This window comes from Roseibium limicola (assembly GCF_017313085.1).
GTDB classification, from domain to species: domain Bacteria; phylum Pseudomonadota; class Alphaproteobacteria; order Rhizobiales; family Stappiaceae; genus Roseibium; species Roseibium limicola.
Map to the genome: position 1 here is coordinate 735233 of NZ_JAFLNF010000002.1, position 11535 is coordinate 746767.

The 11535-nt window shown below is 58.0% G+C and carries 11 protein-coding genes; 5 read left to right on the forward strand and 6 right to left on the reverse strand.

What is annotated here, in order from left to right; translation table 11 throughout:
- Positions 1-19 precede the first annotated feature (19 nt).
- The 3 genes from J0X15_RS06930 (at position 20) to J0X15_RS06940 (ending at position 1270) form a co-directional block, all read left to right on the forward strand.
- Positions 20-253 carry a BolA family protein gene (locus J0X15_RS06930; RefSeq protein ID WP_206939147.1) on the forward strand — a complete coding sequence of 78 codons (234 nt, stop codon included), beginning with the start codon at positions 20-22 and terminating at the stop codon, positions 251-253.
- Positions 254-376: 123 nt separating this feature from the next.
- Complete coding sequence (gene grxD, locus J0X15_RS06935) at positions 377-709, forward strand: Grx4 family monothiol glutaredoxin (RefSeq protein ID WP_206939150.1); 333 nt, start codon at positions 377-379, stop codon at positions 707-709.
- A 291-nt stretch (positions 710-1000) separates the two neighbouring features.
- Entirely contained in the window at positions 1001-1270 is a 270-nt protein-coding gene (locus J0X15_RS06940) for an antitermination protein (protein WP_206939152.1), read from the forward strand.
- Between the two features lie 46 nt (positions 1271-1316).
- Here the strand turns inward: J0X15_RS06940 and ttcA are convergent, their stop codons facing one another.
- Positions 1317-2294: a tRNA 2-thiocytidine(32) synthetase TtcA gene (gene ttcA / locus J0X15_RS06945; protein WP_206939154.1), complete on the reverse strand. Its 978-nt coding sequence runs from the start codon at positions 2292-2294 to the stop codon at positions 1317-1319.
- 206 nt (positions 2295-2500) lie between these two features.
- Positions 2501-3118, reverse strand: a complete 618-nt coding sequence (gene rpsD, locus J0X15_RS06950) for a 30S ribosomal protein S4 (protein WP_206939156.1) — start codon at positions 3116-3118, stop codon at positions 2501-2503.
- 510 nt (positions 3119-3628) lie between these two features.
- Between rpsD and J0X15_RS06955 the strand changes: the two genes are divergently transcribed.
- Positions 3629-5386 (forward strand): GGDEF domain-containing protein, encoded by a 1758-nt coding sequence (locus J0X15_RS06955; protein WP_206939157.1) that lies wholly within the window; start codon positions 3629-3631, stop codon positions 5384-5386.
- On the opposite strand, the gene murI is transcribed toward J0X15_RS06955, so the two are convergent.
- Positions 5387-6190, reverse strand: coding sequence for a glutamate racemase (gene murI / locus J0X15_RS06960; protein WP_206939158.1), 804 nt, complete (start codon positions 6188-6190; stop codon positions 5387-5389).
- Positions 6187-7029, reverse strand: coding sequence for an RNA methyltransferase (locus tag J0X15_RS06965; RefSeq protein ID WP_206939160.1), 843 nt, complete (start codon positions 7027-7029; stop codon positions 6187-6189). Before J0X15_RS06965 ends, murI begins: the two co-directional genes overlap by 4 nt.
- Positions 7030-7276: 247 nt before the next feature.
- On the opposite strand from J0X15_RS06965, the gene J0X15_RS06970 reads away from it, so the two are divergent.
- On the forward strand, positions 7277-8506 hold the full coding sequence (locus J0X15_RS06970) for an NADP-dependent isocitrate dehydrogenase (protein ID WP_206939162.1): 1230 nt from the start codon (positions 7277-7279) through the stop codon (positions 8504-8506).
- A gap of 111 nt (positions 8507-8617) precedes the next feature.
- Here the strand turns inward: J0X15_RS06970 and J0X15_RS06975 are convergent, their stop codons facing one another.
- Both J0X15_RS06975 and J0X15_RS06980 read right to left on the reverse strand, forming a co-directional pair.
- Positions 8618-9859, reverse strand: a complete 1242-nt coding sequence (locus J0X15_RS06975; RefSeq protein WP_206939164.1) for a cyclic nucleotide-gated ion channel — start codon at positions 9857-9859, stop codon at positions 8618-8620.
- Positions 9860-9997: 138 nt separating this feature from the next.
- Positions 9998-11368, reverse strand: a complete 1371-nt coding sequence (locus J0X15_RS06980) for a GGDEF domain-containing protein (protein ID WP_206939167.1) — start codon at positions 11366-11368, stop codon at positions 9998-10000.
- Positions 11369-11535 lie beyond the last annotated feature (167 nt).

The window sequence follows — 11535 nt, forward strand, 5'->3', positions numbered from 1 at the left end:
GGAAGAGGACGCGACGCACATGCCGATGGACGCCAATGAAATTGAGACCCTGATCAAGGCTGCCTTGCCCGATGCAAAGGTGGAAATCCGCGATCTGGCCGGAGATGGCGATCATTACGCAGCCAATGTTGTCTCGGAATCGTTTCGGGGCATCAGCCGCGTCCAGCAACACCAGCTGATCTACAAGGCCCTGAAGGGCAACATGGGCGGAGAGCTGCACGCCCTTGCCCTGCAGACCAAGGCCCCCGATTAAGGCCTCTCTGAGGGTCAAGGAATATGGGCCAATGAATTGAGGGAATGAAACAAGCCGTCCTCCCTGCGGCCACCAGCCCGATGCCGCAACATCGGGCGCGACAAGTTCAAAAGGACGAATATCATGAGCATCCAGGACTGGATCAAGAACGAAGTTGAGACCAACGACGTCGTGCTTTTCATGAAGGGCACACCGAACTTCCCGCAGTGCGGGTTCTCTGGACAGGTCATTCAGATCCTCGATTACGTTGGCGTGCCTTACAAGGGCATCAATGTTCTCGAAGACGATGGCCTGCGCACCGGCATCAAGGAATTCACCAACTGGCCGACCATTCCTCAGCTCTACATCAAGGGCGAGTTCGTCGGCGGCTGCGACATCATCCGCGAAATGTTTCAGAATCAGGAACTTCAGGCTGCCTTCATCGAGAAGGGCATTGAGGTCAAACAGACCGCCTGATCTGCCTCGGCATATGTACTGAGAAAAGGGCGATCCCTCAGGGTCGCCCTTTTTCTTTGGCATAAGATAATGGCGTAAGTTTATCCCCGCCGCTTCCCCGAACGGAGCCCATCGGCAAATTCACTCGGAAAATTTTGCCGAATCATCTAACGTCGGGGAAGTTGAATGCCGGATGAGACCCAGTACCCCGCGTGCGTTTATCCCGCGTACCGTCATTCCAAAACAGGACGGACCACATAGTGGCCAGCCGATCAGTTTCGGTTGAGACACACGAAACAGGGACCGGGGCTCATGCAAACAATCACTGTCGCAGCACTCTTCATCGCCATCGCCGGCTTGTTCTATACTGTCTTTTTGGACAAGGCCGCGCCGGAACTCTCCCGCTTTGAATGTGAGAACATCACTCTGTTCGCCCCTCAGGGCCAAAAGTCAGCGACCGACCACTGTGCCACCTACGGCGGATTGGCGCAGGATTCGCAGCTGAAGGGAGAAGCGCTCGTCATTCTCGTTCGCAACCAGCCAGTCGGTGGTTTCGAAGGCCGCGAATACACCATCCGCTAGGGAACGGTCCGCTGGCGCAAACCTCGCCCTGTGCTGATCGCGCCAGCTACTCCGCAGCGAACAGATTTGCGGTCATGCCGAGGCTCGCCGCACAAGGCTCTTCGGCTTCCCCCACTCCAACACCGGTTCCGCTCTCCGTCGATCCTGGCCGCAGGTGCATGAAATCGTAGAGCGCCCGATCCATCAGATGCGAAGGCCGCGTATTGCCAAGAGCCCTCGCCATGATGCCCAGACGACCGGGAGAGGCCTTCTCCCAGCCCTGCAGCATCTGCTTCACTTCATCCCGCTGCAGCCCATCCTGAGAGCCGCACAGGTTGCACGGGATGATAGGGAACTCCATTCCACGGGCAAACTTGGCGATATCTGCCTCGGCACAATAGGCCAGAGGCCGCAAAACCAGCAGATCGCCATCGTCATTCACCAGCTTCGGCGGCATCGATGCCAGGCGTCCGCCGTGAAACAGGTTCATGAAAAAGGTTTCCAGAATATCTTCGCGGTGATGCCCAAGCACAATGGCTTCACAGCCCTGCTCCCGCGCAATCCGATACAAGATGCCACGGCGCAGACGTGAGCACAGCGAGCAGTAGGTTCGATGCGCCGGGATCTTGTCGGTCACGATGGAATAAGTGTCCTCGCGGACAATGACGTTCTCGATTTCGTTGTCGGCAAACCACTTCGGCAGGACCTCTGGCGGAAAGCCCGGCTGCGCCTGATCCAGATTGCAGGCGATCAAATCCACTTCCAGCAGACCGCGCCACTTCAACTCCATCAGGGTGACCAGCAGGCAATAGCTGTCCTTGCCGCCGGACAGACACACCAGCCACTTGGGTCGCGCAGTGCCGCTATCGACTACCGGCGCCATGCCATAATCGGTAATCGCTTCGCGGGTTTGGCGCAACAATCGCTTGCGCAGCTTCTTGAACTCGACACTCGATGGCCCCTTGCGGAAAATCGCAGGCACAGCGCCGGTGGCCTCCGGGCTCTTGCGTACCGCCTCTGCGGGGTGTTCGGTTTGCGCGTCCATGGCCAACAAAGTCCTCTCATCCGGCAGGGTCCCCTGTCCCATCCTGCTGCTGATACCGTATTGCCGGCGACGCTGCAATCGCGGCCAGCACAGGACACAAAACCAGCCCAAGCCGACGCCAAACAGACAGCGGGATCGGCAAACAAAAAAAGAGGCCACCCGAAGGCGGCCTCTGAATAAGGATCCGAAGATCGAAGGTCGTTCGCTTAACGCGAGTAGAATTCGACGACCAGGTTCGGTTCCATCTGCACCGGATACGGCACATCGGCAAAAGCCGGAACGCGAGAGTAGGTCGCAGTCATCTTGCTGTGATCAACGTCGAGGTAATCCGGCACGTCGCGTTCTGCGGACTGGACGGCTTCCAGAACCAGAGCGAGCTGCTTGGACTTTTCACGCACTTCAATCACGTCACCCGGGCGAACCTGGTAGGACGGGATGTTGACGCGCTTGCCATTGACGCGGATGTGGCCATGGTTGACGAACTGACGAGCAGCAAAAACTGTCGGCACGAACTTGGCGCGGTAGATCACGGCGTCCAGGCGGCGTTCCAGCAGACCGATCAAGTTTTCGCCGGTGTCGCCACGCATACGAGCGGCGTCAACGTAGATCTTGTGGAACTGCTTTTCGGAGACGTCACCGTAGTAACCCTTGAGCTTCTGCTTGGCGCGCAGCTGCACACCGAAATCAGAAAGCTTGCCCTTACGGCGCTGACCGTGCTGGCCTGGGCCATACTCACGCTTGTTGACCGGGCTCTTCGGACGACCCCAGATGTTTTCGCCCATCCGGCGGTCGAGCTTGTACTTAACGCTATGGCGCTTTGACATCGCGGTTTCCTTTGTAAACGCGTTCTTTTTTATGCAAGGAAACACGCCCTCCTCTATCCCGAAAATGTTTCGAGATCGACAGGGATCCAACTGACGGCGCCGGTCGGATGCCCACGGGTGCGTGTGCTCTCAAGACGCAAGCCTTGGAACCCGGCGGTAGGTATCCCCATCCTGGCAAAATGTCAACGGTTTCGCCGGATTTTCCAGGGATAGCCCGGGTCGTTCGACCAAAACGTCGGATCCAGCACAAGGAAAGAAACGAATTTCTCTTTCGGAAGTCTATGCCGCAAGTGCTTTGTTCTTTCGGCACCGCACAACGTAACTACGTCGCCATCGTAACTCTGAAATGGAGGAGAAGAATGACTTTTAGGGAAATTTAATAAAACAGCCCTTAGAATATACATGTTTTTACAGTGCCACTTCTATCGAATTTCACATTTATCGACACGACGGTTTGGAGTTAAGGACGTGGGAAGAGCCACCACCTTGGCGGATAGAGAGATCCATCATATGACCTTCGGCGGTCAGGACCTCACGCTGAAAAGAATCGTCGAGACTGTAACCTTCGCTTTTCAGCCGATTGTCGATTACGGAACGGGCGTCGTCTACGCTCATGAAGCGCTGTTGCGCACGATAGAACCCCTAGGCTTCAACACACCGACAGACGTCCTCGATGCAGCCTTCGAAAAGGGTTTTTTGCCCCAGCTAGAACCGGCGCTCCTCGACATTGCCCTCGCCAGCTACAATAAGATTCTGACGGCCAAGGGCACGAAGCTGTTTTTCAATCTGGATGGTCGCGGCCTGGGTCAAGACACGGACCCAAGGATGGAAATGGACGCTGTGACCCAGCGTCATGGTATTTTGGCCTCACAAATCTGCCTGGAACTGTCGGAACGCCATCATCAGACCTACGACGACATTACCGAACACGCCCTTCGCGATCTTCGTCGCCAAGGCTTCTTGTTGGCTCTCGACGACTTCGGCAAAGGCTCCTCCGAGCTGCGACTGCTGCATGATCTCGGACCCGACTACGTCAAGATTGATCGCTTTTTCCTGACCGGCATCGACATGGATGCCCGGCGTAAGCTGTTCGTCACCACCGTAACCAATCTCGCCCATGTGCTGGGCGTACGGGTGATTGCAGAGGGCGTCGAAACCGAACGCGAATACAAAGCCTGCCGCGATGCCGGCTGTGACCTGATCCAGGGCTTCTTCGTCGCGCACCCTTTCGCGCAGAAAAAAGATGCACGTCTCTTCTATGACCACATCCGCACACCGACGGTCGGCAGCAAGCGGAAAGAAGAAGAGCGCCGGATTCGCGCTGAGCTTCTGGATCTTCCGACGATCGGCCTCGATGCGTCGATGAGCGACCTGCTGGACATATTCATGAGCGATCAGGAGATCAGTGCCGTTCCGATTGTTGATTCCAATCGTGAGCCCCGCGGCCTGATCCATGAACGCGATCTAAAAGCCTATCTTTATGCTGGCGGCTCGGACGAGGACGATTACAAGGCAGCCCTCGACTTGCCGATTCGCAATTTCGTTCGCTCTTGTCCGATCACCGACATTGATTCCAATGCCGACATGCTGCTGGTCACCTTCGCGTCCTCGCTTAATTCTGACGGCCTGATCATTACGGAGAACTTCCGTTATGCCGGGTTCCTCTCCGCCACCTCGCTGCTGAAGATCATTCACGAGAAGCGGCTTGAGGAAGCCAAGGACCAAAACCCGCTATCGCGCATGCCGGGCAACGGGGCAATCACTCGTTTCATTGCGGACTGCGCTAACAAACGCTCCGGCGACCGCCACTACTGCTATTTCGATTTCGATAATTTCAAGCCGTTCAATGACACCTATGGCTACCGCCAGGGTGATCGCGCCATCATTCTCTTCAGTGAGCTGATGCAGCGCCACCTCTCAGCCAATGGAGCCTTCACCGGCCATGTCGGCGGCGATGACTTTTTCGCTGGCTTTGTTGAAGGTGATCAGACTGACATTGCCTGGCAGATGCTGACCCTCAAACGCGCCTTCAAGACCGATGTGGAAAGCTTCTACGACCCGGCACACCGCGAACAGGGCTTCATCGAGGCAACCGATCGCTTCGGCGGACTGCGTCAGTTTCCCCTCCTCGACTGCTCGATCTCCATCGTGACGGCACCGGACGGCTTTGTAACCCGTGCCGATGAAGTTCTGGAGGCGCTCGCCAAGCTGAAGCGCGAGGCCAAGAAATCCGATGACGGCCTCGTCGTCATGACAATGGGCGAGTAATCAGAAAAATTTGAGCGACTGTGGCCGCTTCAGACCGAAGCCCGACAGAAGCCGCGCCAGCTCCGGACTCACCTCTCCCGAGGTGAAAACCGCCTGATCGGCAAAATGCGCGTCGGCGTCAAACGGAACGTCCGGCACCACGCGTCGCAGTTGGCGCGCAATCGCCTCTGCCGGATCCAGCCAATCGACTGGCCAGGGCGCCAGTTTTCGAAACAGCCCGGCAAGAAAGGGATAGTGTGTGCAAGCCAGCACCACGATGTCCGTCTGTCCGTCATCCGACGTGACGAAACACGGGCTGATTTCCGCTCGCAAAACAGCTTCATCCACCACCTGACGTTTCAGGAATGCCTCGGCACAGATCGCCAGTTTTTCCGAGCCGACAAGCTTGACTGCGCAGCGATCGGCGAAGGAACGGATCAAATCACGCGTATAGGCCCGTCGCACGGTGCCCGGCGTTGCCAGAACACTGATCAGCCCGGACTGCGTTCGCTCGGCCGCTGGCTTTATCGCCGGAACGGTTCCGACAAACCGCGTGTCCGGAAACCGTACTCTGAGCGCAGCCCCGGCAAGAGTGAACGCCGTATTGCAGGCAATCACCACCGCTTCCGGGTCGTGAGCCTTGAGCAGCACCTCAAACAGCGACAGCAAACGCGTCAGCAGCGCGTCTTCCTCCCACGCGCCATAGGGAAAGCCAGCATCATCGGCGACATAAACGAAGCGTCGCTCGGGCAAAAGCAATCGGGCCTCGCGCAGAACGGTCAGTCCGCCGAGGCCACTGTCGAAAAAGAGAACCGGGCGGCTCACGCCTCTCCCGTGTCGCTGTCGACCACCATTCCCGCACTGCCGTCTTCGACCTCGTCCTTGCGTGGACGCGGTGTGCGCTTTTCCAGGGCAGCGATGACACCGCGAAGGGCACGCACTTCCTGATCGGTTAGCTCGGCCTTTTGAAAGATGTTGCGCAGCGTAAGCACCATATGCGGGCGACGCTCTGGCGGCCGGAAGAAGTTGGCCGTATCCAGTGCCCCTTCCAGGTGCTCGAACATGCGAATGACATCTTCTTTCGTGGCCGACGGATGCTCTTCTGTTGAAAGCCGGAAAGGCAAGGCATTCGAAGTCGCCGTCTTGCGCCACTCGTAAGCGCAGACCAGAACCGCCTGGGCAATATTGAGGGACGCAAAGTCCGGATCGACAGGCAAGGTCACGATTTCATCGGCCAGAGCCACTTCGTCATTGTTAAGGCCCCAGCGCTCGCGCCCGAATAGATACCCGGTCGCAGCACCGTTGGCGCCAATCGATACGACCTTTTCCGCTGCCTCATCAGGGCCGCGCACCGGCTTCGACACTTCGCGCGAGCGTGCAGTTGTCGCATAGACAAACGTCAGGTCGGCAATCGCCGCCTCGACGCTGTCAAACACCCGTACATTGTCGATCACATGATCAGCGCGACTGGCCGCAGCCCGCGCCTTCTCGCTCGGCCAACCATCGCGCGGGTTGACGATGCGCAGGTCGACGAGGCCAAAGTTGGCCATGGCACGCGCCGCCGTACCGATGTTCTCGCCCAGCTGTGGTTCACACAGAATGACCGCCGGCGGCTTGGCCGAGACCTGACGGGCTTCCTCAAGGATCTTTGCGTTCTTGCTCATGAGCGGGGATTTAACCGAAGCCTGGACGAATGAAAAGTCAAAAGCCGGAAAAGCGACAGTTGCGGTGCGATATGAAAGATTGTATACGTTTGCGCACAATACATAAAAGGGGCCTGTAGGCCCTACATCAGTCCGCACGCCGGGCATACCACAGGACCTCTCCGCCTCCCCGGAGGGCATCTCGAGACGGCAATTGCCCTCTATCAGTCTGCACCGTGCATACAGCAAGAAAACAGGGATCGAGCGAATGAGCCAGATCAACTTTACCAAAATCAAGGTCGCCAATCCGGTCGTCGAACTGGATGGCGACGAGATGACCCGCATCATGTGGCAGTTCATCAAGGACAAACTGATCCATCCCTACCTCGACATTGACCTGGAATACTACGACCTGTCGATGCAAAAGCGCGATGAGACCGACGATCAGATTACCGTCGATGCAGCCGAGGCAATCAAGAAGCACGGCGTCGGCGTGAAATGCGCCACGATCACGCCGGATGAAGCCCGCGTCGAGGAATTCGGTTTGAAGCGCATGTACCGCTCGCCGAACGGCACCATCCGCAACATCCTTGGCGGCGTCATCTTCCGCGAGCCGATCATCATGCAGAACGTGCCGCGCCTGGTGCCCGGCTGGACACAGCCGATCATCGTGGGACGTCACGCTTACGGCGATCAATATAAGGCTACCGATTTCCGCTTCCCCGGCAAGGGCAAGCTGTCCATCAAGTTTGTCGGCGAAGATGGTGCCGAGATCGAACATGAGGTCTTTGACGCTCCCTCCGCAGGCGTGGCCATGGCGATGTACAACCTCGATGCTTCGATCATCGATTTCGCCCGCGCCTCCCTCAACTACGCGCTGATGCGCAAGGTGCCCTGCTACCTGTCGACCAAGAACACCATTCTGAAAGCCTATGACGGACGCTTCAAGGATCTGTTCCAGGAGATCTTCGACGCCGAGTTCAAGGACAAATACGCCGAAGCCGGCCTGTGGTACGAGCACCGGCTGATCGACGACATGGTCGCCTCCGCCCTGAAGTGGTCTGGCGGTTATGTCTGGGCCTGCAAGAACTACGACGGCGACGTTCAATCTGACATCGTGGCGCAAGGGTTTGGCTCTCTCGGCTTGATGACTTCCGTGCTGATGTCTCCGGACGGAAAGACGGTCGAGGCGGAAGCCGCCCACGGCACCGTCACCCGCCATTACCGCATGCACCAGCAAGGCGAAGAAACCTCGACCAATCCGATCGCCTCGATCTTTGCCTGGACACGGGCGCTCGCCCACCGCGCCAAACTGGACAACAACGACGCGCTGGCCACCTTTGCCGGCACGCTGGAAAAGGTCTGCATCGACACAGTGGAAAGCGGCTTCATGACCAAGGATCTGGCGCTTCTCGTCGGTCCAGAGCAAGGCTGGTTGACCACCAACGGTTTCCTCGACAAGATCGACAGCAACCTGGCAAAGGCCATGTCGGCTTAAGCTGCAGGACGCCTTCGCGACATCGTAATCATGCAAAAGGCCCGGGACACGTTCTTCCGGGCCTTTTTATTGCGCTCAGGTTCCTGGCAGAAAGCATGTCGATCACCGGCCCTAGGTGTCGAAGAGTTCCTTTTCTTCCGGCTCATCTCGGCGCCGGGTCTCAGCCTGCGCCAGCTCCTCCTTGACCAGATCTCCCTCAGCTTGCAGCGCGGAACTCAATCGCTGATCTGCCTCTGCAAGGATCCTGCTGGCCAGCTCCGGTTTGCGGCCCATCAGGTCGGTCAGGGCGTCTGCTTCCAGCACCAGCAGCTCGCAATCGTGAAACGCCCGGATCGTCGCTGTCCGCGTGCGCCGATGGAGAAGCGCCATTTCGCCAAAATAGTTGCCCTCCCCCATATAGATGGTCTCATGGGGCAGCTCAATTTCCACTTCGCCGTCTGAGATGAAATACATGGCATCTGCTTCCGATTCCCGCGAAGCAATCGTGTCTCCAGCCCGAACCCTCTGTGCGCGCAACAGCTTGGCGACCTCTGCAATATCAGCGGCCGTCAGGTCTTCAAACAGCGGAACACGCGCCACCATCGACCAGGTGACGACGAAATCCCGGCTGTGGATCTCCCGCGAGAATGCCGAAGCGACAATCCCGACCGGCAATGCAATCAGTCCGTAGCCCATCAGCATCACCACACCGCCCACAAATTTACCAGCTCCACTCACCGGCACAACATCGCCATAGCCCACGGTCGTGACCGTGGCGATTGCCCACCAAAGCGCCACCGGAATGGATGAAAACACCTCAGGCTGGCCTGGATGCTCCACCAGAAACATCAAGGTTGCGGCCATCAGCACGACACCCAGAATAATCACCGTGGACCCGATCAACGCGTGACGCTCAGAGCCGATGGCAGATAGCAGCGAACGCAGCGCCGGCGAATAGCGCGCCAGCTTGAGGAACCGCAACAACCTTAGAATCACGATAACCGTAACGGCAGAGCTGGGCAGGAACAGCACCATCACCAGTGGCAGCGCGGCGAGCAGGTCAATGATTGCATCGGCCTGAAGCGCATAACGCAACCTGCTGCCCAACGGCCCGTAGCGGCGCAAGGGAGGGTGCAGATCCGCGACATACAGGCGGGCAAGGTATTCGACCAGGAACACAAAACCCGATGCCACCTGAATGACGTCGCCCACCTTGCCAATGAAAGGCTGGAACAGCGGCTCCGTGCCAAGCACAGCCAGCCCCACATTGATCACGATCAGCGCAATCAGAAGCGACCGCAAGACACGCGCGGCCGCGCGATGACGTCCGGTGTTTTCCAGAACGCTGAAAAGTGACGTTTTAAAACGACCCACGTGTCTACTTCCCGATAGCCAGCCTGTCTCCAGCTGACGTTCCCAAGGGAAGTGCGCAACTGAAACTGACACGACTGTAATGACAAAAGGCGTGAGGAAACATGTGCGAGATCAAATGATCGAAAATTTGAGGCGCCCTTAGCCAGCCTTCGTATTGACGGCGAAAGGCAGGCTTTTTGCACTGATCGACTTGGCAATCGAAGTCTCTGGCTTCGGCGCGACTGTGCGACAATAGCGGTCGCGACCGCTTTCCTTCGCTTCGCACAGCGCCTGATCCGCCTGTTCATAAAGCCGTTCGAACTCCAGCCCCGCATTCTGAGTATCGGCAACCCCGACGCTGACCGTAAACCGGTGAATGTGGCCCTTGTGCTCGCATTGAAGAATACTGGCGGCACGGCAGACCTGACTGGCCAGCATGTCCAGCTGAGGGCCCGACAAACCCTTGAGGTAAAGCGCGAATTCACCACTGCCAAGCCGGCCACACAGGGTGCTGTCCATGGCGAAGGACTTGAGGAAGTCTGCATAGCACGCAAGCACGGCATCCCCTGCATCATGCCCATGGCTGTCATTGATGCGCTTGAACCGATCAATGTCCATCAGCAGCAAGGTGCCTCCGTCCGGGTCGGCCACAAGTGCTGCGCGTAAAGCCTTCACGAATGCGGATCTGTTGAGAAGACCGGTCAGCCGGTCGTTGGTTTCCAATGCCTCGATGCGCCGTTCTGCTCGTTCCCGACCGATCACCGGCAGGCAATAAGCCGTCGCCATCATGGTCAGTACAAGCGCACTGGTCAGCGCCACCAACCAAATTGGAGACAACACGCTCCCAGCCGGATCAAGCGGTGCCCAAAAACAGAAGGGTATGGCCAGTATCGGAGCAAGACTCGCGGCCCGGAGAATACGGATGATCAGCCGCTCACCAGGCAGCCGCCCGGCTCTTGCCGCCCGTTTGCGCAAGACACGGGCAGAAGCCTTGGGTCCCGATAGTGCAAGCTTGTTCGGCATTGCCGCTATATCCCCGGCACGGCGGGTTTCAAGCGTCAGCACACTCAAGGCAAGGCACAATCCACCGGTGAAAAGCACCAGGGCATGCTCAAATGGCGCAACGGAAAACCAGCTGGGAAGCCCCTCAAGATAACCCGCCCCGACACGCAGGAAGACCGCCAGAACCGGCAAACACAGCGGCAGCCAGAGAAAGCTCCAGACCCGGCGTTCTTGAAAGGCACGAAAGCCGAACCAGAGGAACACCTGCCCCACCATCAGGCCGGCGGCAACCATCGTCTCTGGCGCCCATTCCGGCATTTCTGCTTCCAGGCCTCGTTCTGGTATGGATCCAGCCGCCATCAGAGCCGCTCCGACCGCCAATCCCGGCAGCCACAATCCCATGGCCCAATACCAGACGGCCCGGTTTCCGGGACGGCGCACAACGGCCAGCGCGCTCAATCCGATGAAGAACGCATAGACCAGGCCATTGGCTGCCAGAAGGTGGGATGGGAGGTTGGCTAAATCCAAGGCGGGCTCCAGCGAGACGGACGAATCCGATCTTCGACAGTCTCGGTACAAACAACAATGAGGCTGCCTTTAAGAGAAAGGCCTCGGCGGTCATCATGCCCGCCGAGGCCTTCACAAGCGTTAAGAACGCCAAAGCTTTCCCCGGTTTCACCGGGCAAGCCAATCGT

What these genes read in the sequence shown, in the direction of transcription:
- J0X15_RS06930 (WP_206939147.1), top strand. Translation starts at nt 20, where the DNA reads ATGCCGATGGACGCCAATGAAATTGAGACCCTGATCAAGGCTGCCTTG.
- grxD (WP_206939150.1), top strand. Translation starts at nt 377, where the DNA reads ATGAGCATCCAGGACTGGATCAAGAACGAAGTTGAGACCAACGACGTC.
- J0X15_RS06940 (WP_206939152.1), top strand. Translation starts at nt 1,001, where the DNA reads ATGCAAACAATCACTGTCGCAGCACTCTTCATCGCCATCGCCGGCTTG.
- ttcA (WP_206939154.1), bottom strand. Translation starts at nt 2,294, where the DNA reads ATGGACGCGCAAACCGAACACCCCGCAGAGGCGGTACGCAAGAGCCCG.
- rpsD (WP_206939156.1), bottom strand. Translation starts at nt 3,118, where the DNA reads ATGTCAAAGCGCCATAGCGTTAAGTACAAGCTCGACCGCCGGATGGGC.
- J0X15_RS06955 (WP_206939157.1), top strand. Translation starts at nt 3,629, where the DNA reads ATGACCTTCGGCGGTCAGGACCTCACGCTGAAAAGAATCGTCGAGACT.
- J0X15_RS06965 (WP_206939160.1), bottom strand. Translation starts at nt 7,029, where the DNA reads ATGAGCAAGAACGCAAAGATCCTTGAGGAAGCCCGTCAGGTCTCGGCC.
- J0X15_RS06970 (WP_206939162.1), top strand. Translation starts at nt 7,277, where the DNA reads ATGAGCCAGATCAACTTTACCAAAATCAAGGTCGCCAATCCGGTCGTC.